General features: G+C 39.4%; 24 protein-coding genes. 12 read left to right on the forward strand and 12 right to left on the reverse strand.

From position 1 onward, the window contains the following. Positions 1-43 precede the first annotated feature (43 nt). From glpK to G8O30_RS13185, 4 genes are all read right to left on the reverse strand, one after another. Positions 44-1534 (reverse strand): glycerol kinase GlpK, encoded by a 1491-nt coding sequence (gene glpK / locus G8O30_RS13175; protein WP_239672517.1) that lies wholly within the window; start codon positions 1532-1534, stop codon positions 44-46. Positions 1535-1570: 36 nt separating this feature from the next. Then, on the reverse strand, positions 1571-1705 hold the full coding sequence (locus G8O30_RS16155; protein WP_275576493.1) for a hypothetical protein: 135 nt from the start codon (positions 1703-1705) through the stop codon (positions 1571-1573). 15 nt (positions 1706-1720) lie between these two features. Next, positions 1721-1867, reverse strand: a complete 147-nt coding sequence (locus tag G8O30_RS13180; RefSeq protein ID WP_239672518.1) for a hypothetical protein — start codon at positions 1865-1867, stop codon at positions 1721-1723. A gap of 117 nt (positions 1868-1984) precedes the next feature. Next, positions 1985-2545 carry a glycerol-3-phosphate responsive antiterminator gene (locus G8O30_RS13185; RefSeq protein ID WP_275576494.1) on the reverse strand — a complete coding sequence of 187 codons (561 nt, stop codon included), beginning with the start codon at positions 2543-2545 and terminating at the stop codon, positions 1985-1987. Positions 2546-2714: 169 nt separating this feature from the next. Here G8O30_RS13185 and G8O30_RS13190 point away from each other — a divergent pair, with 169 nt between their 5' ends. Next, the gene (locus G8O30_RS13190) at positions 2715-3314 is read left to right on the forward strand and encodes a sterol desaturase family protein (RefSeq protein WP_239672520.1); all 600 of its coding nucleotides are present in this window, start codon (positions 2715-2717) and stop codon (positions 3312-3314) included. 277 nt (positions 3315-3591) lie between these two features. Here G8O30_RS13190 and G8O30_RS13195 read toward each other — a convergent pair whose 3' ends face one another. Together G8O30_RS13195 and G8O30_RS13200 are read right to left on the reverse strand one after the other, a co-directional pair. Beyond that, the gene (locus G8O30_RS13195) at positions 3592-3891 is read right to left on the reverse strand and encodes a putative quinol monooxygenase (RefSeq protein ID WP_239672521.1); all 300 of its coding nucleotides are present in this window, start codon (positions 3889-3891) and stop codon (positions 3592-3594) included. Between the two features lie 13 nt (positions 3892-3904). Next, a complete protein-coding gene (locus G8O30_RS13200) occupies positions 3905-4543 on the reverse strand; it encodes a nitroreductase family protein (protein ID WP_239672522.1) in 639 nt (212 codons plus the stop codon). Positions 4544-4976: 433 nt separating this feature from the next. Here G8O30_RS13200 and G8O30_RS13205 point away from each other — a divergent pair, with 433 nt between their 5' ends. From G8O30_RS13205 to G8O30_RS13220, 4 genes are all read left to right on the forward strand, one after another. After that, positions 4977-5924, forward strand: coding sequence for a Gfo/Idh/MocA family protein (locus tag G8O30_RS13205; RefSeq protein ID WP_239672523.1), 948 nt, complete (start codon positions 4977-4979; stop codon positions 5922-5924). Continuing rightward, a complete protein-coding gene (gene pepT, locus G8O30_RS13210; RefSeq protein ID WP_239672524.1) occupies positions 5924-7159 on the forward strand; it encodes a peptidase T in 1236 nt (411 codons plus the stop codon). The genes G8O30_RS13205 and pepT overlap by 1 nt, the downstream gene beginning before the upstream one ends. Positions 7160-7277: 118 nt before the next feature. Further along, on the forward strand, positions 7278-8138 hold the full coding sequence (locus tag G8O30_RS13215; protein WP_239672525.1) for a pirin family protein: 861 nt from the start codon (positions 7278-7280) through the stop codon (positions 8136-8138). Between the two features lie 48 nt (positions 8139-8186). Further along, the gene (locus G8O30_RS13220) at positions 8187-9107 is read left to right on the forward strand and encodes a nuclease-related domain-containing protein (protein ID WP_239672526.1); all 921 of its coding nucleotides are present in this window, start codon (positions 8187-8189) and stop codon (positions 9105-9107) included. A gap of 500 nt (positions 9108-9607) precedes the next feature. Here the strand turns inward: G8O30_RS13220 and G8O30_RS13225 are convergent, their stop codons facing one another. Both G8O30_RS13225 and G8O30_RS13230 read right to left on the reverse strand, forming a co-directional pair. Next, on the reverse strand, positions 9608-10807 hold the full coding sequence (locus G8O30_RS13225) for an aminotransferase-like domain-containing protein (protein ID WP_239672527.1): 1200 nt from the start codon (positions 10805-10807) through the stop codon (positions 9608-9610). A 16-nt stretch (positions 10808-10823) separates the two neighbouring features. Beyond that, entirely contained in the window at positions 10824-12206 is a 1383-nt protein-coding gene (locus G8O30_RS13230; RefSeq protein ID WP_239672528.1) for a YjiH family protein, read from the reverse strand. 154 nt (positions 12207-12360) lie between these two features. On the opposite strand from G8O30_RS13230, the gene G8O30_RS13235 reads away from it, so the two are divergent. After that, positions 12361-12627, forward strand: a complete 267-nt coding sequence (locus G8O30_RS13235) for a hypothetical protein (protein ID WP_239672529.1) — start codon at positions 12361-12363, stop codon at positions 12625-12627. A gap of 125 nt (positions 12628-12752) precedes the next feature. Here G8O30_RS13235 and G8O30_RS13240 read toward each other — a convergent pair whose 3' ends face one another. Next, a complete protein-coding gene (locus G8O30_RS13240; protein WP_239672530.1) occupies positions 12753-13985 on the reverse strand; it encodes an MFS transporter in 1233 nt (410 codons plus the stop codon). 879 nt (positions 13986-14864) lie between these two features. On the opposite strand from G8O30_RS13240, the gene G8O30_RS13245 reads away from it, so the two are divergent. From G8O30_RS13245 to G8O30_RS13255, 3 genes are all read left to right on the forward strand, one after another. Then, complete coding sequence (locus G8O30_RS13245; RefSeq protein WP_239672531.1) at positions 14865-15032, forward strand: hypothetical protein; 168 nt, start codon at positions 14865-14867, stop codon at positions 15030-15032. Positions 15033-15060: 28 nt separating this feature from the next. Further along, positions 15061-15813: a TerC family protein gene (locus G8O30_RS13250; RefSeq protein WP_239672532.1), complete on the forward strand. Its 753-nt coding sequence runs from the start codon at positions 15061-15063 to the stop codon at positions 15811-15813. Between the two features lie 111 nt (positions 15814-15924). Beyond that, on the forward strand, positions 15925-16461 hold the full coding sequence (locus G8O30_RS13255) for a dihydrofolate reductase family protein (protein ID WP_239672533.1): 537 nt from the start codon (positions 15925-15927) through the stop codon (positions 16459-16461). A 243-nt stretch (positions 16462-16704) separates the two neighbouring features. On the opposite strand, the gene mqo is transcribed toward G8O30_RS13255, so the two are convergent. Then, on the reverse strand, positions 16705-18225 hold the full coding sequence (gene mqo, locus G8O30_RS13260) for a malate dehydrogenase (quinone) (RefSeq protein ID WP_239672534.1): 1521 nt from the start codon (positions 18223-18225) through the stop codon (positions 16705-16707). Positions 18226-19365: 1140 nt separating this feature from the next. On the opposite strand from mqo, the gene ahpC reads away from it, so the two are divergent. Continuing rightward, a complete protein-coding gene (ahpC, locus tag G8O30_RS13265; RefSeq protein ID WP_239672535.1) occupies positions 19366-19929 on the forward strand; it encodes an alkyl hydroperoxide reductase subunit C in 564 nt (187 codons plus the stop codon). A 13-nt stretch (positions 19930-19942) separates the two neighbouring features. Then, a complete protein-coding gene (gene ahpF, locus G8O30_RS13270) occupies positions 19943-21472 on the forward strand; it encodes an alkyl hydroperoxide reductase subunit F (RefSeq protein WP_239672536.1) in 1530 nt (509 codons plus the stop codon). Positions 21473-21508: 36 nt separating this feature from the next. Here the strand turns inward: ahpF and G8O30_RS13275 are convergent, their stop codons facing one another. Next, entirely contained in the window at positions 21509-22351 is an 843-nt protein-coding gene (locus G8O30_RS13275) for a methyl-accepting chemotaxis protein (RefSeq protein ID WP_239672537.1), read from the reverse strand. A 131-nt stretch (positions 22352-22482) separates the two neighbouring features. Continuing rightward, positions 22483-23346, reverse strand: a complete 864-nt coding sequence (locus G8O30_RS13280; protein ID WP_239672538.1) for a DegV family protein — start codon at positions 23344-23346, stop codon at positions 22483-22485. Positions 23347-23616: 270 nt separating this feature from the next. Here G8O30_RS13280 and guaC point away from each other — a divergent pair, with 270 nt between their 5' ends. After that, the gene (gene guaC, locus G8O30_RS13285) at positions 23617-24600 is read left to right on the forward strand and encodes a GMP reductase (protein WP_338040630.1); all 984 of its coding nucleotides are present in this window, start codon (positions 23617-23619) and stop codon (positions 24598-24600) included. Positions 24601-24624: the final 24 nt, after the last annotated feature.

The following is a 24624-nucleotide window of genomic DNA, read 5'->3' on the forward strand; positions in this document are numbered from 1 at the left end:
CTAACCGAATATTAACTTAATTTTATTATAGCATGAAAAACCATTATTTAAAAGCCATTGTTGCGTTAACTGCTTTTTTCCATCCGCTATATAATTCCTCTTTTCTCGCAACTTCCATCGCAGGTTCGAACTCTTTCTCTTTCTTCCATTGTGTAGCGATTTCTTCTCGATTACTCCAGAATCCAACCGCTAGACCAGCTAAATACGCTGCTCCTAATGCAGTTGTTTCATTAATTTCAGGGCGTTCAACAGGAACCGATAACATGTCGCTTTGGAATTGCATTAAGAAATTATTCTTTACTGCTCCACCATCTACGCGAAGTGTTTTTAAGGAGATACCAGAATCTGCTTCCATTGCTGTTAGCACATCTTTTGTTTGGTACGCTAAGGATTCTAGTGTTGCGCGAACAAAATGTTCTTTTGAAGTACCACGTGTAATGCCAAAGACAGCTCCACGTACATCGCTATCCCAGTATGGCGTACCAAGACCTACGAAAGCAGGTACCACGTATACCCCATCTGTTGACGCTACTTTCTCCGCATAACCTTCTGTGTCACCAGCAGATTTTATTAGTCGTAGACCATCTCGTAACCATTGAATTGCAGATCCCGCTACGAAAATACTACCTTCTAAAGCATAGGTTACTTTCCCGTCAATTCCCCAGGCAAGAGTAGTTAATAAACCATTCTCTGACTTCACTGCTTTTTCACCAGTATTCATTAACATAAAGCAGCCAGTCCCATACGTGTTTTTCGCCATTCCTTCCTCATAACACGCTTGCCCAAATAGAGCTGCTTGTTGGTCGCCTGCTGCACCTGCAATTGGTATTTCTTTCCCAAAGAAATGATATGGTACCGTTGTGCCGTATACTTCGGAAGATGGACGAACTACCGGAAGCATGCTAGCTGGTACCCTTAAAATATCTAATAACTCTTGATCCCACTTCAAATCATATATGTTGTACATTAATGTTCTAGAAGCATTGGAGTAGTCTGTTACGTGAGCTTTTCCACCAGATAACTTCCAGATTAGCCAAGAATCAATCGTTCCAAATAGAAGTTTACCTTCCTCTGCTTTTTCACGAGCTCCATCAACATTATCTAGAATCCACTTTACTTTTGTTCCTGAAAAATATGCGTCGATTAAAAGCCCTGTTTTGTCTCGGAACGTATCGTTTAAACCTTTTGCCTTTAACTCTTCACAGATTTCGGCTGTTTGACGAGATTGCCAAACAATAGCATTATAAACAGGAATACCGGTTTCTTTATCCCATACAACCGTCGTTTCACGCTGGTTTGTGATACCAATTCCTTCAATTTGCTCAGGTTTCACACCAGATTCTGATAAAGCGCTTGCAATGACAGACAAAACAGATCCCCATATTTCGTTTGCATTGTGCTCTACCCAACCTGGTTTTGGAAAGTGCTGCGTAAACTCTTTTTGTGCTGTGTGTGCAATTTCCCCTTTTTTAGTAAACAGAATTGCTCTTGAGCTAGTTGTTCCTTGATCTAGAGATAAAATGTATTTTTCCATGGTTTCTCCTCCTACTTCGTTATGCGTATATTTTTCTTAGCTTTTTTCTGTCGTCATTTGACGTGCGCTCATATAAGGCAATCCTAACACAACTAACCTGATTACTAATACTATCCAAAAACTTGTTGTTAGTTGACCACCAAATACCGCTTTATAAATTAGATCTGTCATTTTACTAAATTAATTCTAAATACAAAGTGGGATAGCTATTCCAGTCGCAAATACATCTGCACCAAAAATAGTTAGTAATGCTGTACCAATCACTTCTTCTAAGAACGTTGTCATTTCCTCTACTTCTGTTTTTGTTCCATTGGAGTAAAATAAAAAACTCACAATAATAGCCTTATGAAAAGGCCAAAACTGTGAGTCTCCTAATCTCTTCACCATGTATTAACTTGATATCGATTTTACAAAGTGCTGTAAGCGTTGTCAATACTCCATTTACCACAGTTAATTTCCATCGAAATGTTTCCAAAGTTGATGATCTGATGTAGTGATAGCTGTAGCACCGGCTTCTAGCGCCGCTTCTACCTCTTCTACCGTTTCAATTAATCCACCAGCAAAGATAGGCTTTCCTGTTTTTTCTTTGATCTCTTTAATAATTTTCGGCACTACTCCCGGTAATACTTCAATAAAGTCTGGATCTGTTTTATGTATGAGTTCAATACTTCTCTTCATAGCACTAGAATCAATGACAAACATTCGTTGAGTCGCATGAATTCCTTTTTTCCTAGCTTTTTTAATAACACTTCCTTTTGTAGAGATAATACCGTACGGTTTAATTTCCTGACAAACGAATTCTGTGGCGTATTCATCACTTGATAAACCTTGGATTAAATCTAAATGAACAAACATTTCTCGCTTTTGTTGCCTTGCATACTCGACTGCGCTCTTTAGCATTCCAACATGCATATCAAGGAAAACCCCATACTGGAAGGATGTTTGAAGCATTTTATCAAACTCTTTCATGGTTCTAATCGCTGGAAGGATTTTTTGATTATGAAAAGTCACATGCATTCCTACTTTCGTTTTTCTGATTTGAAGTATAGGTAAAGTCTGGATTTTTTACAACAGTATGAAGGTCCATATATATTATTAAACCAAATAGATTCGTATTAACTTAACTTCTAGGGTAGCACGTCTACTCATATTATATATAAACAAAAGAGGAGGATACCGTATGAAAAAAGAGTTTTGGTTCTATCCGGATATCATCTGTTTATCTTTGCTTTTTATCGGCAGCTTCTTTTTCTTTCTTACTTTTGCTACCTCTTGGACTCAGTGGTTGTCGATTCTTATCGGAATGGTTACCTATACATTAGGAGAATATCTTACACATCGATTCGTGTTTCACATGAAGCCACCAAAGCATCCATTTTTCTTAAAGTTGATGAAAAGAGTACATTATGATCACCACGTAAAACCAAAAGATCTGCATTTATTATTTTTACCTTTATGGTATTCTGTTCCCAATATTGTAGTAGTCGCTATTTTAGTATTTTTCATTACAGGAAACTTAGCTGTAACTAGTGGATTCATTAGCGGTGTGGTAATTTTCATCATTTATTATGAATACACACATTATGTCGCACACCGTCCAATTAATCCGAAAACTCCTTGGGGAAAGTGGATGAAGAAAGTGCATCTGTGGCACCACTATAAAAATGAACAGTATTGGTATGGGGTAACAAGTCCTATATACGATTATGCGTTAGGAACCTTTAAGGATCAGAAGGACGTGGAAAAAAGTGCTACAGCGAGGGATTTGGAGAAGGAGTGATGGGGAAGTGCTTATTCTCTTCTACGACTGGATTTTCCGCTCCTTCATGAGTTTAAGAGGCTCTTATTCTCTTCTCGGCAATGATTTCCCCACTCCAGATGGGTATAGACCCTTTCTATTCTCTTCTCGGCACAGAGTTTCCCGCCCTAGATCAGTTTATAATTCAAAAGAGACTCATCTAAGAGCAAGCCACATCACGTGGCTAACGATGAGTTGTTACTTTTCACGTAACAAAAAGGACACCATCGCAATCCGCGAGGCGTCCTTCTACTATTATTTAATTGTGCTTTAACTCTGTACCATCATATGACTTCACATCTAAAGGAGCAGATAAGAAGTTCTTCGCTTTGCCAACGAAATCTGTAAAGTGGTCACTTGCATTATGTGCAGACACAGCGTCAAGATCTTTCCATACTTCTACCATTGTATAAACATGTTCCTTCTCTGTATCTTTCATTAATTTATACATAATGTTGCCACTTTCCGCTTGCGAACCTGCTACTAACGGCTTTAACTCTACAAGAAATTCTTGCTCTTTTTCCGGTTGAACGTGCATCGTTGCATGAATAATAATCATCTTAATCTCTCCTTTATTTCCACTCCGCTACGCGGTTAATTGGTAAACGGACTGAACGGTGCCCTTCGTCAGCTGCTTTCCCCATTGAGATAAGCATCACTGGAACATAGCGATCTTTTTCCATTCCGAATACTTCTGCAATTTTATCTTTTTCGTACCCACCAATTGGGTTAGTATCATAGCCATAAGCACGGGCCGCTAACATGATTTGCATGGATACAAGACCACCATCGATTAGCACGATATCTTTCATGTCTTCACGAGAAATTTGCTCAAAAAACGGTGTGAACATGTTCAAAATGTTCTCTTTCACATCTTGCGGCATGTAGCCAACTTCTACAGCTTTCCCATAAATCTCTTCTGCATAATCAAAGTTTTGCAAGTCGCCAAATACGGCAATGACAGCTGCTGAAGTGTTGACTTGGTTTTGATTAAATTTCGCAATTTCTGCTAACTTCGCTTTTTCCTCTGGGCTTTCAATCACTAGAAAACGCCAAGGTTGCATGTTAACCGAAGATGGGGCAGTTGTTGCAACGGTTAAGATTTCCTCCATCTCTTCTCGGCTAATCTTCACAGTTGGATCATAATTTTTTATGGAACGACGCTCTTTTACGATTTTATTAAAGTCATTTGTTACCTGCTGATTGTTCATTTCAAATTCTCCTTCCATGGAAGTATATCTTTTAACAATGTCTATCACCTTACTCCTATACAAGAGAATTGTAAAACTATATGCTTCTAGAAAGTTTTTACACTATTACTATAATATTAGCTATAGGATACTCAGCTAAAAACAGATCACATCACGTGGTCAACGCTGAGTTGTTACTAGTCACGTAACAAAAATAAGCCCCTTACAAAAGTAAGGGGCTCTCCAAGTTTGCGGCGGTCATAAGCCACGCTCCACAACGTGTTCCTTAAAAAGGAGTGCTTATCCGTCTTATGCAAACGGGCTCATCGCATAAATGTAATCATACTCTATCTAGCCAGTAAAGTCAATCTAATCAACAAAATATCTATTTCGCTTTACGAAATAACAAGATTCTTACTATAATAAATTAACTGACAAATAAGGAGCTGTTCTCGTGATACATGTTGCTATTATTGGATTAGGCGCAATTGGACAACGCCTTATCCCAGCTTTTCAACAGCACCCAGACTATACAATTTATGCGGTGTGCGATGTCAACCAGCAGCTGGCTGAACAAACTGCTACTACATACAACATAGGAACGTTTACAAATAACTACCAACAATTATTGGATGACACAAAGGTGGATCTTGTGTATGTCGCTGTTCCTCCTAAATACCATCATCAAATAGTATTAGACACCATTGCTAGAGGAAAGCACATTTTATGTGAAAAACCATTGGCAAATTCGTTAGAAGAAGCACAGGAGATTCATGATGCATCAAGAAAGTCATCCATTGTTCACGCCATGAACTTCCCACTTCATTACAGTCCTGGAAGTAGTAAGTTTAGACAATTACTAAAAGAAAACTACATAGGCTCTCTGAGAAGAGTAGAACTATTCTTACGTTTCCCGGAATGGCCTCGTCCATGGCAGCAAAATGATTGGGTTGGAAAGAAAGAACAAGGTGGCTTTGTTTTAGAAGTTGGCGTTCACTACATCCATCAAATGCAAACGATGTTTGGACCTCTTTCTGTTAAACACATGGACCTTCGATTCCCAGAAGATCCAACAGCTTCTGAAAATAGCATCATTGCTCACCTTGAACTAGAAAATGGAACGCCTGTCGTTATCAACGGTTTAAGTCAGATTGCTGGAGAAGAGGAAATTCGCTTTACTGTTTACGGTTCTGAAGGGACTCTTTCTCTTGTTAACTGGGCTCAACTAGAGGGTGCAAAGATTGGGGATAAAATGAACACACTTCCTGTTCCTAATGATAACGATCGTTTACTAGAGGAACTGGCAAAATCAATTCGTGGAGAAAAAGGAAATATCGTTACGTTTAAAGAAGGATTAGAAGCACAAGAAATCTTAGAACAGTTAAGGAAAGGTGAAGAATAATGAAACAAGAATTAATTGAACGTTTAACGTCTTATGTAAAAGTTGATACGCAATCCAATGATGCTAATGAATCTTGCCCATCCACAGAAGGTCAAATAGTTTTAGCTAAGCAGTTAGTAGAAGAACTAAAGTCTATAGGTTTAGAAGATGTACAGATGGACGAGTTTGGCTATGTCATGGCTACCTTACCATCTAACACAACAAAGGATGTTCCAACGATTGGTTTTCTCGCTCACGTGGATACCGCAACAGACTTCACAGGAAAGAACGTTCGTCCACAGGTTCATGAAAACTATGATGGGAACGATATTGTGTTACACGAAGCCAACAACGTGGTCCTGTCACCATCGGCTTTCCCTAACTTACAAAATTACGTAGGTCACACACTTATGACGACAGACGGAACGACTTTACTAGGTGCCGATAACAAAGCAGGAATCGCTGAGATTATGACAGCGATGAATTATTTAAGACAGCATTCAGAGATCAAGCATGGCAAGATTCGCGTAGCGTTTACACCAGATGAAGAAATCGGCCGTGGACCTCATAAGTTTGACGTAAAGGCGTTTGACGCCCAGTATGCTTACACAGTGGATGGTGGACCGCTTGGCGAGTTGCAATACGAAAGCTTCAGTGCTGCAGGTGCAGCTATTACGATTCATGGTACGAACATCCATCCCGGTACAGCAAAAGGGAAAATGGTCAATTCCATTAAAATTGGGATGGAGTTGCAAAGTTTATTGCCTAGTGAAGAAGCACCTGAGTTAACAGAAGGATATGAAGGATTCTTCCACCTTCTTTCTTTCCAAGGCGATGTGGAGAAGACTACTCTTCAGTACATTATTCGTGACTTTGATAAAGAGAAGTTCGAGGGGAAAAAGCAATTACTTTCGAATGTAGTAGCTGAGCTTCAAGAAAAGTACGGTCAAGAGCGAGTAGTACTGGAGATGGAGGATCAGTACTATAACATGAGAGAGAAAATTGAGCCAGTAAAGCATATTGTCGATATCGCGCATAAAGCAATGACTAATTTTGATATTCAACCAATCGTCGAACCAATTCGTGGCGGAACGGATGGCTCCCAGCTTTCGTACATGGGACTGCCTACGCCAAATATCTTTACAGGCGGCGAGAATTTCCACGGTAAGTATGAGTTCGTCTCTGTTGATAATATGGAGAAAGCTGTGAAGGTTATTGTGGAGATTGCGAGATTGTTTGAGGAAGAAGCAGAATAACTTGATTTAGAGCACTTAAGAGTTCGGACTTTTAAGTGCTTTTTGGCGTTCATCTTATTTGTTTTCTCGATTCTATATCGGTTAGGATAAAGATAAAAGGATCGGAAAGGGGATAAACATGACTAATTTCCAACGAGAAATCAAGGATCATTGGTACGTAAAATTTAATCAAAACGGATATCCACATGTACAACAAGGTTGGGTTCTACCACCTGAACGAAAAGCAGAGTTTGATCCATTTATTTTAATGGCGGACGATTGGTTTAAGCGAGGTACGTTCTCTGACCATCCTCATCGTGGTTTCCAAACGATTACTTATGTCATTGATGGTCGATTGGAGCACATTGATAACGCTGGTGGCCATTCCATTTTGGACGCAGGTGACGTCCAATACATGAATGCTGGCTGGGCTGCTCGTCATGCGGAAGAGGCAGTGGATGAGGACGTTATTCACACACTTCAATTATGGCTAAACTTACCGAAATCGTTAAAAACGACGAAAACGTCTTATCAAAATGTTCGGTTAGAAGACGCACCGATAGTAAATGTGGAAAATGGTTCTTTGCGTGTTTACTCTGGAGAAGTTGCTGGAGTAAAAGGTCCTATGAATAGTTTAGTTCCCATCACCATGACGGAAATTTCTTTACGTGCAGGCGCTACTTATACACACGTTTTACCTGAAAACCATAATGCATTTGTATACATGTTGGGTGGAGAAATGGACTTTGGAGAAGCAGGTATTCGTTTATCAAAAACAGGCGTAGCTACACTTACTTACAACGAGAACTCTAACGCGAAAGGTAAGTCCAAACTTAAAATAAAAGCTAAAACACGTTCAAAAGCTTTGATTTACTCAGGTGTCCCAATCCGAGAAGAAGTCGTAGCATACGGTCCATTTGTCATGAACTCTATGGAGGAGATCAGACAAGCTTACCGCGATTTTCAGGAAGGAAAATTCGGAGGTCCTGCCGAAAAGTAATAAAGGCCCACAATCGTGGGTCTATTATTTTGTAGGAGGCTGATGCGAATGATATTGAAAAAGCGGGTGGAGAGTGAGGAATTGGTGATTCATAACTACCTTTGCAATCGTATTAATTTTAGCTTAACGGATACTCAGCGGCACCAAAGATTAAAAGATGGGTATCATGGTGAACTTTTGTTTGATAGTTTTACTTCTAAAATTACCTGCGAACATGTGATTATACAAGACTTATTACTCTCTTGGAACAATACGCTATTTCAAATTGATACTTTATTAGTTCTTCCTAGTTTACTATATGTCTATGAAGTGAAGAATTTTAAAGAAGATTATATTTATGGTGATAAACACTTGATTAAACTTCCTCATTTCGAAGTTCAAAACCCTCTGCACCAAGTTCAAAAAAGCGAAACTCTTCTACAACATTTAGTAAAAAGTATGGGACACAGGCCTGTGGTCAATTCTAAAGTTGTTTTTGTTAATCCCTCTTTCTTTATGTATCAAACTCCCCAGAGTCTACCTTTTCTTTTTAACTCTCAACTAAAAAAACATATTCAAAGTATAAGTTCATCAACCTCTTCTCTTACTCCAAAAGATAACCAACTAGTCAACTCTATAATGGATACTCATATTCCTAAATACCCAAATCCCACCATCCCAAAGTATTCATTTGAAAGCATAAATAAAGGAGCTCGTTGTATTAAATGTGGTAGTATTGATACTTTATTTAATGGAAAGTCAGTAGTCTGTACATCTTGCGGGGGAAAAATGAACTTGGAGAAGACAATACTAAAGAATGCAGAAGAATTTACCATTTTATTTCCTAATATAGATTTAACCACAGTAAACTTACAAAGATTTTGTAGGATCTTTACATGTAAAAGGACTATAAGAAACGTTTTAGCAAAGTATTTTGATCAATTGGATAATACCAATCCCATCAAGTTTTACAAAAGGGATCTATTTTGAGAAAACGACCGCCTATTTTTTAGGTGGTCGTTATTTTTAAGAAAAGCTATATTTTAGGTCCGCCTCGCGTTGCTGACGGCCCTCACTTCACTGACTTTCCGCTTTTCACGACCGCCTCGCGCTGCTGACGGTTCTCAACTCACTCTCTTCCCACTTTTCACGACCGTCTCACGTTGCTGACGGTCCTCACTTCACTCTCTCCCCACTTTTCACGACTGTCTCGCGCTGCTGACGGTTCTCAACTCACTCTCTCCCCACTTTTCACGACCTCCTCGTGCTGCTGACGGTCCTCACTTCACTCTCTCCCCACTTTTCACGACCGCCTCGCGCTGCTGACGGTTCTCAACTCACTCTCTTCCCACTTTTCACGACCGCCTCGCGCTGCTGACGGTCCTCAACTCACTCTCTTCCCACTTTTCACGACCTCCTCGCGTTGTTGAGGGTCCTCACTTCCTAGGGTTTATCGCTTAAACGACTGCCTGCAATAAACAAGTTCTAACTTACTCAGTAATTTGCAATAATCCGAGCACATCCCCAAGCAACCGCACACCCTCCACAATCTTCGCCTCACTCATATAACTAAACGATAAGCGCAAATACTCCCTTCCATCCTCACCATCCAAGTAAAAATACTTTCCTGGAATAAACGACACTCCCGCTTCCAACGCAGCCTTCAACACTCCCGCGGTATCTACACCTGGCACACGCACCCACACGAAGTAACCTCCACTCGGCACTCCCCAGGTAACGCTATCTGGCATCCATTCCGCCAGCGCCTCGAGCATCACGTCCAATTTCCTTGCATACACATCGCGCAATCGCACAACGTGGTCACCAAAATCCACTTCTTCTAAATAAGTCGCCATAACCGCTTGTGCAAACGGGTGATCTAAATCCTTTTTGAACCAATACGCTGCAGATACAATCTCCTCACTCGCAGCAATCCATCCAATGCGAAGGCCTGGTGCAACCAACTTTGACAAGGAACCGACGTACACGACGACGCCATCCTCATCTAATGACTTCAACGTAGGGAAAGCTTCTTCAAAAAACAGCTCTCCATACGCATCATCCTCTACCACGATAAAGCCAAATCGCTTCGCCAATTCCAATAAAGAAACCCGTCGCTCCATCGACATCGTCGTACCAGTCGGGTTCTGGAAAGTAGGAATGGTATAAACAAACTTCGGCATCGCTAGCCCAGTCGTCATTCTCTCTCGCAACACTTCCTCTATCAAATCTGTTTGTATCCCATCCTCGTCCACCGGAATGGAGATAATATGAGAAGTGTAGTTACGAAAGATCTCCAGCGCCTCCATATATGTTGGTGATTCCACTATCACGACAGAATGTTCATCCAAGAACACGCGAGCCAACAGATCGAGCGCTTGACAAGCACCAGATGTAACAAGCAGTTCAGAAGACGCTACCTTCATACCACGAACAGCTGAACGCACCTGTAACTGTTGCTGTAAAAGGTCACTCTTCTCACTTCCCACATAATGCAGTGGCAAATCCCACTCCTTTTCCACTAAACGATTTACCGCACTTTGTAACTCTGCGACTGGGACAACCAATGGATATGGAAACCCTGAACTTAAGCGTATTGCGCCATCTGGAACATTAGGCATCCACTCTCCAGGAGGGTCATTCTTCAATGCTAATTTAGTAGAGGTAGAAAATAAGAGAGACGTGTTCATCTAATCCAATCCTTTCTTAAAAGAAAAATACGTGAGCCATTAAAGCCGCAATAGGTAAAGTTATAATCGTTCGTTGTAGGAAAACAACAAATAACTGAAGAATCGTTAGTGGGATCTTGGATTTTAGTAAGAGAATCCCTATTTCGGACATGTAAATTAATTGCGATAAGGACATAACCCCTATAACGAAGCGTGTTAATTCTGATTCAATACCGCTTCCTATGACAGCTGGTAAGAACATGTCTGCAAATCCAACGATCATCGCTGGTGCTGCAGCCTCTGCTTCTGGGATATGAAGTAACTCTAAAAAAGGTACAAACGGATAAGATAGATACGTAAAAATTGGTGTGAACTCTGCAATGATAAGCGCTAATGTTCCAATTGCCATTACCAACGGAATCAACGAAAACCAGATATCTACCACGTTGAACAAGCTAGACTTCATTATTCCACGCACACTTTTCACTTGATCTGCTTTCTCTACTGCTTTTTCTAATCCCCATTGGAAGTTAGAAACGCCATTTGGGACATCTTCTTCGATTTGCTTTCCAACTGGCTCATAGTAAGAATCCGACTTCTTCGATAAAGGGGGGATTCGTGGACAGATAATCGCAGCAACAACGCCAGTCACAATAACGGTGGAATAAAACTGGATAAACATGTGATCAATAGATAAAAACTTTGCTATCACTAGACTGAACGCAATCGAAGCAATGGAGAAATTCGTTGCAACAACTGCTGCTTCACGTTTTGTGTAATAACCAGATTCATATTGTTGTGTAGTAAGCAAGACACCGACCGTACCACTTCCCATCCAAGAAGCTAGCGCATCCACAGACGAGCGACCTGGTAATCTAAATAAAGGTACCATTATGTTACGCACTAACGTTCCAATAAAGTCCATCAAACCAAATTGCAAAAGTAACGGCATGAATAAACATGCAAAAAAGAACCACACCATTAACACGGGAATCAAGTCGTATAACACTACAGCTCCTGTAAAGTCAGACCAGATAAATTCTGGGCCAATTTCTACTAACGTCATTACGGCAAAAACTGCCCCCACAAGACGAAGTATTAACCAGAAAGGAGTTAACTTGAATACCCCCGATAAGAAGGTACTATTTTCCACAAAACCAACCTTTACTACTTTCGTTAATAAACTCCCAAGCGCTGATATACATAGGATAGTCGTCATGATAAGAGGTATATACTCTGCAATGGCACCTTGTAACCCATCTGCTAATATCCCAAGTCCAATTGTTACTTTCCCGTTAATCGAAATAGGTACTAAGAATAATAGCACACCTAGTAAAGATGGCAGCCAAAATTTTACATACTGTTTATACGTAAATGTCTTTTTATTTATAGTAGTTTGCATTACTTTTTCAACAGCCATTTCCCCATCTCCCTTAAATTAATTTTCTATAATATATCATTATAATGAATAAATATACAATATGTTGTTAAATGCACAGAATTTTCACTTATTTTAGGCGTTAAAAGGTAATATATGCTAAATTAGAGCAGTAAACGTTTACAGGGGGGATTGGATGAAAAATGTAGTTAGGGCAGATATGCTGTTTATATCTATTGCTGCCTTAGTAGTAGGCGGAATCTTCTTATTCGCTAGTGTGTATTTGGGAACAGCTTTATCGGAGAATTGGTTAAGGGAAAGAGGGGGATTTGAGCAATCTTACTTCACGATGATTACAAACAACTATATTGATATTTTCCAAGTACTTGGTGGGATCTTCATTACTTTAGGTAGTATCTTAACGTTGTATATTTATTATGTAATTAAACAAGAAAGAAGCTAAAGGACGCTTGCCCTTTAGCTTTTTGGAAGTAGTCGTTTAATTTCCTCTAAACTTTGCATTCTCTTCTAAATATTGTTCCATCTATTTTGCGCTCTACCATCTCTCCACAGCCGCTTGAGCACTCGTTAGGCACCAAACTCCGCCTCGCTAGTTCTCTCATCTTGTTGTTTACCAAAATACTTTCGACCTGTGGGACTCATCACTACTCTGAGCGTTAAAAATCCTAAGAGTAAAAATAAAATACACCCAATAAAATAAACTTCCCTAATTCCAAACACGGATGCACTCCATCCAATGAGACTAGTGAAAGCAATGACTAATCCCGCTTCCATGAGGCCCAAAATACTAGTAAATCTCCCTAGCATTTCTTCTGGTATGTGCTTTTGATAAAACGTATAAAAACCAGTATTGGCGAAAGATAGAGAGAACGTTAAAAAGAAGAATCCGAGTGCGGACATCCAAAAATCAACGGAAGTGGCAAAGATCAAATATCCAACTGGTGTCCCAATCCCACCAAAAAGTAATAAAAATCTAATAGAAAATCTGTTGGATAAGGTGGCATTTAAGAACGATCCAAATGCAATCCCGACTCCCGCCACACTTACTAAGTACCCATACATATCTTCTGTAAGCTTTAACTCTTTGATAGCAAAGGAGGCTTCCAATGAATCTAGCGTAGCCATCGCAATCATCATCCAAATAAAAAGTATATATATAATAGAAACAAATTTATTTTGATCCATGAATATCCTTGTAAGCTTCCAATCTTGCAGTATGAGTTCTTTTGTTATTTTATCCACCACATCCTTCCCATCTACTGCTGGTAAGAACATTAGAAGCAAAGCTGATACTAGTAGAGCGAAGGAATTCGCCCAAATGGCAATCTCGACTGATCCAATAAAGATTAATCCTCCTGCAATACTCGGACCGATAATAAATCCGCTAGACTGTATAAAATTGCGTATAGCATGAAATCGTTGACGGTTATCCGTTGGTACTAGCTTTACCATATATACTTCAGATGTAGTAGAAAACACGGTTGTGCCGATGTTAATCATAAAGACGAATACATATAAAGTAGGTAAAGACGAAAGGAATGGTAGGAGTCCTATCAGCACAGCTCTACCAATATCTAATCCTATCATCATATGTTTCTTATTCCACCGATCGATGAAGCTACCACTCCAAAAGTTTGTACAAAGCATTGCTAGTGGCACCAATAAGTACAGAATGGATACAGCAAATGCAGAACCTGTCTCCTCTAACACGTATAAATTAAGGGCGATAAAGTACACCCATCCCCCTATATTAGATACACCTATCCCAATAAAAAGTAACCAAATCTTTCTCCAAAGCACCTCGATTTCCTCCTATGTGAAATGTAATTTTACCCTCACAACAATTGATATCCTTGAATTTTCCATCGATGAGCAAGTCACATTGACTCTGCTCTGTTCGAGTTTCCACTTTAAAAGGTGGTAGACATTCAAGGATACTCAGTTAAGTTCAAGCCACATCACGTGGCTAACACTAGTTGTTACAGGTCACGTAACAAAAAGAAGTCCCACCCCCAAGTTAATAAACTTGAGGGCGAGACTTCTACATTCGTCAGTAGGAAGTTCGCGGTGCCACCTCATTTTGCTTTCGTGTCGCCACAAAAGCCTTTTCAAGTACGGCCCTAAAGTAGGGTATACTCTATCTCAATAACGGGAGAACCCGATACATCATCAACCAAAATGGTATCCTCTGCATAGCTCCAAGACTTGTTTCCACACACTTCCACATCCTCCTTTTCAGCTACCGGAGTTCTCTGTACTGCTTTCGTATGTGTACTCTTCTTTTCATGGCTTTTAATAGTAAATTACCATGATATTACATGTAATCACTATTAATGTCAATCCGTCGTAAAAATATTTATATTGACGATTGGTTCCATTCTGCATATACTTTTCTTATCAGCCGAATGAGTTTGGCTGGTGCATTTAAAAAGCAAATTGACTCCAAAGGGGAGTAGCTTACAAGTCTGTCGTCATTTCGTGATGGTTTACCATCTCCGGCATACTTGGCAACATTTCGTTGCTTGCGAGACCTTTGCCTTAACGGTAAAGGACCCCCTACGTATATATGTAGATGAGACCTTTACCAATTTGGTAGAGGTCTTTTTGTTATATAAAGGAGGAGAATAAGACAATTACTTAATTATTGTACAACTCACATTAAACAATAAGGAGAGGGAATTGTCGTTGGACGTAGATAGGATACAGAAGTATTTTATCTTCATTGCTTTGTTAGTTGTTTTACAAACATGGATGTGGAATATGGTAACGGGAGAAATAAAGAATCCTCCTCGTTCGCTTAATTTTTACTCATCAGCACAAGTCATCGAGCAACAGAATTATAGATAAATAATCTAATAGAAAGTGGGTAAATAGCATGGAGTGGTCTATTTTGTTCGAGTACGGTTGGGTTTTATTAATATTAATTGCTCTAGAAGGTATCTTGGCTGCAGATAATGCTCTTGTAATTGCAACAATGGTAAGACATTTGCCGGAAGAAAAAAGAAAGAAAGCTCTGTTTTATGGATTAGCTGGAGCATTTGTATTCCGTTTCGGTTCATTATTTTTAATTTCTTACTTAGTAGATATTTGGCAAGTGCAAGCGATTGGAGCCGTCTATCTATTAGGTATTGCAGGTTACCACTTGCTAAAGAAACATGTGTTAAAGAAACACCTAGAAAAACAGAAAGAAGTTAAAGAAGGTTCTGGATTTTGGACAACAGTTATTAAAGTGGAACTTGCAGACATTGCTTTTGCGGTAGATGCAATTTTAGCAGCAGTAGCACTAGCAGTCACGTTACCAGAAACAAACTTACCAACCATAGGAGGACTAGACGGTGGACACTTCATCGTTATCCTACTTGGAGGGATCATCGGTTTAGTGATCATGCGTTTTGCCGCTTCTGCATTTGTAGGGCTTCTAGAGAATCGCCCAGGTTTAGAGTCAGCTGCTTTTGCCATTGTAGGTTGGGTAGGGGTAAAACTTGCTGTATACACGTTAGCGCACCCTTCACTTGGTTTTATCTCTTATGAATTTGCCAAAGGGCCTGTATGGAAAGGAATCTTCTGGGCGGTTCTAATTTTAATTGGAGTTATCGGTTGGATTAAGTCTAAACCTAAAACTGTTTAATATCTTTTTAGAGGCTAGCTTACAACTAGCCTCTTTTTTATTTCTACTATTCCGTCCTATATAATGTAGGTAAATTAGGTTATTTAAAAAAGAAAAAAGAGGTGGTGCCACATGTCTACATCCAAACGAAAAGTAATTGTCTACATTGCAGCAAGTCTAGACGGGTTCATCGCTAAGAAAGATGATACTATCGATTTTTTATCTGTGGTAGAAAAAGAAAATGAAGATTATGGCTATTATGGATTCGTTGAAACAGTTGATACCGTCATCATGGGGCGTAAAACATATGAAAAAGTATTAAGTTTCCCAGTAGACTTCCCTCATAAGGAACGTGATTGCTTCGTCCTTTCTCAGTCCAAAAAAGGGAAAGACAATAACGTAACTTTTTATGACGGAAATGTAAAAGACTTGGTAGATGAGCTAAAGAAAAAAGAGGGAAAGAATATTTTCGTAGATGGCGGTGCAGGAGCAGTGCATGCACTCCGAGAACAAAACCTGATTGATGAATATGTTATTTCCATTATTCCAGTTCTTCTTGGTAACGGGATACGATTGTTTAAAGACTTAGATCATCAACAAACCCTCGAGTTAGTGGAAAGTCAGTCATTTGATACGGGATTAGTGCAAGTGAAATATAGGGTTAAATAAGCAATAAGAGAGAAGATATTTTGACTTCTTCTCTCTTCCTAATAAAAAAGTAATTTCTAATCAGCAACATTCCATAATAAACCCACGCCAGTAAAAGCTTAAAAGCTCCTACTAATCAAAAGCCTCAGGTAAATCCTTTAATCATGGAAACAAGATCTAGATAAAGGTTTTTCATATATTTAGCCTACCTAACCTTTATTTTAAAGAAAATAAACCAGCTGCCAACAGACAACTGGTTTCCCCTTATGAACTAGCAGGTAAACTCTCTCTATCCTCAACAGGTGAAGACAAACCAAGTGCCTCTTCATTCTCAGCAAATAATTTTCTAAATAACTCTGGCTTCTTCGACAACTCGATTCCATAAGAAGGAATCATTTCTTTAATCTTCGGCGCCCATTCTTTCATACGCTCTGGGAAGCACTTTTCTAACACTTCTAACATAACGTGAACGGCCGTTGAAGCACCTGGAGAGGCACCCAATAAGGCAGCTACCGACCCATCACTTGCGCTAACAACTTCTGTTCCAAATTGTAACGTTCCTCGACCGCCTTCTTCTGTATCTTTAATTACCTGTACACGCTGGCCAGCAACTACCACTTCCCACTGATCGCTCTGCGCATAAGGGATGAATTCACGCAATTCCTCCATGCGAGCCTCGTGTGACAGCATCAACTGTTGGATTAGGTACTTGGTCAGTTCCATCTCTTTTGCACCAGCCGCCAACATCGTGATGACGTTATCTACATTTACCGATTTTATTAAATCTAAATTAGAACCGGACTTTAAGAATTTCGGTGAAAAACCCGCGAACGGACCGAACAATAATGACTTTTTCCCATCAATATATCTTGTATCCAGATGAGGAACAGACATGGGAGGTGCTCCCACTTTTGCTTTTCCATACACTTTCGCATGATGCTGCTCTGCAATATCCGGGTCATTGCATACTAAAAATAGGCCACTAACTGGGAAACCACCTATTTTCTTTGCCTCTGGAATACCCGTTTTTTGTAGTAGCGACAGACTTCCCCCACCTGCGCCGATGAAAAGAAACTTTGCTTGATGATGCTCCGTTCTTCTCTTCTCTTGATTCCAGATTGTTAACTCCCAAAACCCATCTTTCGTGCGGGTAATATCTTTCACTTCATGTTCATAGTTAACTTCTACGTTCTTTTCTTTTAGGTAGGTAAATAACATGCGTGTCAAAGCCCCAAAGTTTACATCTGTTCCCGAATCGACCTTTGTCGCAGCGATTTGTTCATCTTCATCACGGCCCTCCATCATTAAAGGCAACCATTCTGTTAGTGTAGCGTGGTCATCGGTAAATTCCATCCCATGAAACAACGGATTTTTTGACAACGCTTCCATTCTTCTCTTTAAAAAAGCAATATTTTCTTCCCCTTGAACCATGCTGACATGCGGAATTGGACGAATAAATTCTGCTGGATTTTGTATCAATCCTCTTTCCACTAAGTAAGACCAATACTGTCTAGAAAGCTGAAACTGTTCGTTTACCTTCACTGCTTTTGAAATATTTACTGTTCCATCTGGCTTTTCCGAAGTATAGTTAAGCTCGCACAGTGCGGCATGCCCTGTCCCAGCATTATTCCACTCATTCGAACTCTCTTCCCCAGCGCTTGTAAGCTTTTCAAAAACTTTTATCTCCCATTCAGGCGCAACTTCTTTTAACAAAGAACCCAGCGTTGCACTCATAATCCCAGCACCGATCAAAATAACATCTGTCTTCTCATGTGTGTGACTCATGAAGCGACTTCCCCTCCCTTTGTTGCTACATTGTTACCCTATTAACATTTTATAATATGTTGAGGAAAAGTGGTAGATGTCTTACGAATGTATATTGTGAATTATTTGATAATAGTAATTTTTGGCTAAATATACTGTGGAATTTTTCTTATGAATCGACGATTTTACTCCTAATTGAAGACCTTGGACTCTTATTCTCTTCTACAGGTAAAAATACTGGACCTTCATGAGTTTAAGGAGCTCTTATTCTCTCCTACGCGTAAAATTCCTTGTCCTTCGTGAGTTTAAGACGCTCTTATTCTCTTCTACGGGCAGAAATCCTCGTCCTTCATGAGTTTAAGACGCCCTTATTCTCTCCTACGGGCAGAAATTCTCGTCCTTCATGAGTTTAAGACGCTCTTATTCTCTTCTACGGGCAGAAATCCTGGGTCTTCGTGAGTTTAAGGCGCTCTTATTCTCTTCTCAGCTCTCAAAACTACACCCCAGATGTGTATTGAACGTCTCTATTCTCTTCTCAACTCTTCAAACTCCTTCCCAGATGTGTATAGAACGCCTCTATTCTCTCCTCAACTATCCAAACTCCTTCCCAGATGTGTATAGAACGCCTCTATTCTCTCCTCAGCTCGCCAAACTCCTTCCCAGATGTGTATAGAACGCCTCTATTCTCTCCTCAACTCTCCAAACCCCTCCCCAGATGAGTATAGAACGCCTCTATTCTCTCCTCAGCTCCCAAAACTCCTCCCCAGATGTGTATAGAACGCCTCTATTCTCTCCTCAGCTCCCAAAACTCCTCCCCAGATGTGTATAGAATCCCCCTATTCTCTCCTCAGCTCCCAAAACCCCTCCCTAGACGAGTTTTAAACAACCATATTCTCAAGTAATCCGAAAGATTTTCAAACACATATCCCCTCCAACCTAATCGTTCAGCTCTTCACACAATCATATAATTAGATTACTGTCACAACAAAGTGATAACATAGAAGAAAATAGGTATTATATAACCCATTCAAAACGGGAAAGATAAGTGGGTGACGTTTTTTTGTGCAGAGTTAGCAAGTTTTCCTTTGACAAAAAGATCGTTATATATAATAATAAATATCGAATTAGAATTATTATAATTAACTGAGGAGGAATTTCGATATGGCATTAATCGGAACTGAAGTAAAACCTTTTGCAGCAAAAGCATTCCACAATGGAGATTTCATCGACGTAACAGAAGAAAATTTCAAAGGTAAGTGGAGCGTAGTTTGCTTCTATCCTGCAGATTTCACATTCGTATGTCCTACTGAGTTAGGTGACCTACAAGACCAATACGCTACTCTTAAAGATCTTGGCGTAGAAGTTTACTCTGTATCCACTGATACTCATTTCACTCATAAAGCATGGCACGATCATTCAGAGACAATTAACAAAATTGAGTACATCATGATTGGTGACCCATCTCAAAAGATCTCTCGTAACTTCGAAGTACTAAATGAAGAAGATGGTCTTGCTGAGCGTGGTACGTTCATCATCGATCCAGATGGCGTTATCCAAACTGTTGAAATTAATGCTGGCGGTATCGGCCGTGATGCAAGCTCTCTAGTAAATAAAATTAAAGCAGCACAATATGTACGTAAAAACCCAGGTGAAGTTTGTCCAGCTAAATGGGAAGAGGGTTCTGAAACATTAACTCCAGGACTTGACCTAGTAGGTAAAATTTAAGGAGTCTGATTAAATGTTATTAGATGCAAATATCAAAGCACAGCTAGAACAATATCTTCAGTTATTAGAGAGTGATATTCTGCTTAAAGTTAGTGCCGGGGAAGATAAAGTATCTCATGACATGCTACGACTTGTAGACGAGTTAGCTACGATGTCTCCTCGCATTAAAGTAGAAACAACTGAGTTAGAACGCACACCGAGCTTCAGTGTTAATCGTATTGGAGAAGATACAGGTGTAACATTTGCTGGAGTTCCACTAGGACATGAGTTTACGTCCTTAGTACTTGCACTACTTCAAGTAAGTGGTCGTGCGCCAAAAGTTGATGAAAAAGTTATTGAGCAAATTAAAAACATTAAAGGTGACTATCACTTTGAGTCTTATATCAGCTTAAGCTGTCATAACTGCCCAGATGTGGTACAAGCTCTAAATGTAATGAGTGTTCTTAACGAAGGTATCACGCATACTATGATCGACGGTGCAGCTTATAAAGAAGAAGTAGAAAGCAAACAAATTATGGCGGTTCCAACTGTCTTCCTTAACGGAGAAGAATTTGGTGGCGGTCGTATGACGTTAGAAGAAATTTTAAACAAAATGGGTAGTGGCCCAGATGCAGCAGAGTTCGCTGATAAAGATCCATACGATGTACTTGTTGTTGGTGGCGGTCCTGCTGGTGCAAGTGCAGCTATATATGCTGCGCGTAAAGGTATTCGCACAGGGCTTATAGCCGAGCGCTTTGGTGGACAGGTTATGGACACGATGGGCATCGAAAACTTTATCAGTGTTCCGAAAACAGAAGGTCCTAAACTTGTAGCAAGCTTAGAGGAACATGTAAAGGATTACGACATTGACGTAATGAATTTACAACGTGCTCGCAGCTTAGAGAAAAAAGACCTTGTCGAAATCGAGCTAGAAAATGGCGCGATTCTAAAGAGTAAAACAGTTATTCTTTCTACAGGTGCTCGTTGGCGTAATGTTGGCGTTCCTGGGGAAAAAGAATTCAAGAACAAAGGTGTTGCTTACTGCCCTCACTGTGACGGTCCTTTATTTGAAGGAAAACGCGTTGCGGTAATTGGTGGAGGTAACTCTGGAGTAGAAGCTGCGATTGACTTAGCAGGTATCGTAAAGCATGTTACGGTTCTTGAGTTCAATGCTGAATTAAAAGCAGATGCTGTTTTACAAAAACGACTTCATAGTTTACCAAATGTAACTGTCGTGACGAATGCACAAACGCAAGAAATTACTGGTACAGATACAGTGAACGGTATTACGTATATGGATCGTGAAACAGAAGAAGTAAAACATGTAGAATTAGAAGGTGTATTTGTTCAAATCGGTCTTGTTCCGAATACAGAGTGGTTAGGCGAAGAGTTTGAACGCACTCGTATTGGTGAGCTTGTTGTCGATAAGCAAGGTGCAACATCTGTACCTGGCGTTTTCGCAGCAGGTGATTGTACAGACACAATGTTTAAACAAATTATCATTTCAATGGGATCTGGTGCTACTGCAGCATTAGGCGCATTTGATTATTTGATTCGTAACTAAAGAAAAAACCCTTCCACCGTGAAGGGTTTTTTCTTTTTAAAGTTTAGCAGCATATTGATTTAACTTTTTACTCATTTCTTCGATTTCGTTCATAAATGAAGCAACTTCTTCCGTAGACATAGCTTGATGTGTTCCAACCGAAACTACTTGTTCTACAACTGTTTTAATCTCATCTATGGATTCCTGCATTTGAAGTAAGGTGTTACTAATTTTTTCTGTAGAAGCAAGTGTATCTTGCGAAAGCTTACGAATTTCTTTTGCCACAATATTAAATCCTCTACCCTTTTCTCCAGCATGAGCTGCTTCAATAGAGGCATTGATTCCTAAAATGTTGGTTTTGTTTGCAATATTTTTGATGAATTGAATTACTTCATCTGTATTATTCATTGCTTCTACCGCTTGATTAGATTGTGCTAAGAGAGTTTGACTAACAGCTGCTAATCCTTCTGCTTTATTATGTATGGTGGTTACTCGTTGATTTGCTTGTGATAAAGACTGAAAAATTTGATCAGATATTTTTCGTAGTTCTCTCTCGTTTTGTTCTTGCATTTGGATTGCAATTGCGCCTATTACTGACCCATCTTCAACTATAGGGTAAGCAAGTCCCGTAAAAGAAACACCAAAAAAGTGTTCTGGAACTTCTTCTTTTATAGCTTTATTATGACGAATACAGTCAGCTAACGGTTCCTGAGGGTCTATTTTCCTCCCTGGACTAGCTCCTATATTTATTTTCTTTCCCGGATAGTATGCAATCCACTCATTTCTATTTGCGATTCCAATTCCAATATCAGGAAGCATCGCATGAATGGTTGGGATTACTTGTACAAACATATCTAACTTACTTTGTAACGTAGTGTTAGTGGATCGAACTTCAATCATACTTTCAACCTCGCTGAATTTTATATATATCTAGTACAATTTAACTATATAGGATAAATGGAGTATTGAAAAACTTGGTTGTGCAATTAATAGAAAAAAAGACTGCTTTTCAACAGTCTTTTCTCCAGTTCTTATTTCTCCACGAAAAACATCGATATCGCACCTAAACCAACATGCGTTCCAACAGACACTCCCATTTGCATAATGTGTATATCGCCAGTAAAGTCTGTATCCATTAGTAACTTAGCTTTCAAATTCTCCGCTACTTTAATATCAGACGTGTACCCAATGATAAGAAAATCTGTCACAGTAGTCTCGTTACGTTTAATGAATTCTTGCGTGTAATGTTTTAATACTCTTTTAAGTCCTCGTTCCTTCCCCACAATTGCCCCGCGTCCATCTTTCATAGACATAATCGGCTTTAACATTAGTACTTTTCCAATCATGGCAGAAGTGTTCGTCAATCGACCACTCTTAATCAGATGATCTAAGTCATCAACAGATAAGAAGTGCTTCACTTTTTTCTTATATTGTTCGTTAAATGCTATGATTTCTTCAAAAGAAGCTCCTTGTTCTCTCATCATGGCACTCTTTAATACTAACCATCCACTTCCATGACTCATACATTTCGAATCTACTACGTGAATTTGCACAATCGAATCTGGAAACTCTTCATAGAAATAATCTTTCGCTAACACCGCAGACTGATAAGAACCACTAGTTCCACTAGACATGCAGATACAAAGAATTTCTTGATGTCCTTCTTCTACTGCTTGTTTCATAATAGATACGTATTCTGCAGGACTAGGCATTCCAGTGGTTGGAAATTCAGGTAGCGCTTCCAAAAGTCCGTAAAACTCATCTGGTTGGATATCTATTCTATCTCTATATGTTTTTCCTTCAATGTTGATTGTTAGTGGAGCTAAGCTGATATTGTACTTTTCGAGTACTGCATCAGATAAATCACAAGTTGAATCAGCCATCAATTTAATCATTAAAATCCTCCATGAGAACTATTGTATTTTTTATCCATTTAAAGAGCTAAAGGCCTATTCCCATCGTACATGGAAATAGGCTAATTGACTATGAAAAAAATAATGGAAGTTGGGATATTAATCGTAATTGTTACAACTTTTCTACTTCTACAGATAAAAATATTTGAACTTTCTACTTTGACACCAGTGATAATATCAAGTAAACTATCAAATGTACGAACAATTACAATTTAATTAACATAAAATATTCGGCTTTAGGAGTGTTTAGTGATGGAGAACGTATTTGATTACGAAGATATTCAATTAATACCCGCAAAATGCATAGTAGAAAGTCGTTCAGAGTGTGATACTTCTGTTACGTTTGGTAAACACACGTTTAAACTTCCTGTTGTACCAGCTAACATGCAAACAATCATTGATGAGAAGGTTGCCACATATCTTGCGGAGAATAAATACTTCTATATTATGCATCGATTCAATCCAGAGACTCGTGTATCATTTATCAAGGATATGCATGCAAAAGGATTAATTGCCTCTATTAGTGTAGGAGTAAAAGAAGAAGAATACGACTTTGTAGAAGAATTAGCGCAACTTGACTTAACACCAGAATACATTACGATTGATATTGCTCACGGACACTCTAATGCTGTCATTCGAATGATTCAGCATATAAAAACTCACTTACCAGAAAGCTTTGTCATCGCTGGAAATGTTGGAACGCCTGAAGCTGTTAGAGAATTGGAGCATGCAGGTGCAGATGCAACAAAGGTAGGAATTGGACCTGGTAAGGTATGTATTACAAAAATTAAAACGGGATTTGGTACAGGTGGTTGGCAATTAGCAGCGCTTCGCTGGTGTGCGAAAGCAGCGACGAAACCAATAATTGCTGACGGTGGAATCCGTACACACGGAGATATCGCGAAATCTGTACGTTTCGGAGCTTCTATGGTCATGATTGGTTCTTTATTTGCAGGTCACGAAGAGTCACCTGGAACAATCGTGGAACAAGATGGTAAATTGTTTAAAGAGTACTTTGGTTCTGCATCTGAGTTCCAAAAAGGCGAAAAAAAGAACGTAGAAGGAAAGAAAATGTTCGTACAGTACAAAGGTGCGCTTCAAGATACGCTGACAGAAATGGAGCAAGATCTTCAATCTTCTATTTCTTATGCAGGTGGAACGAAGCTAGAGGCTATACGTACGGTGGATTATGTTGTGGTGAAGAATTCTATTTTTAATGGGGATAAAACGTACTAATTCTAAATAAGAAGGCATGATGTA

Origin of the sequence: Mangrovibacillus cuniculi, from assembly GCF_015482585.1 — a bacterium.
In the GTDB taxonomy this organism is placed as follows: domain Bacteria; phylum Bacillota; class Bacilli; order Bacillales; family R1DC41; genus Mangrovibacillus; species Mangrovibacillus cuniculi.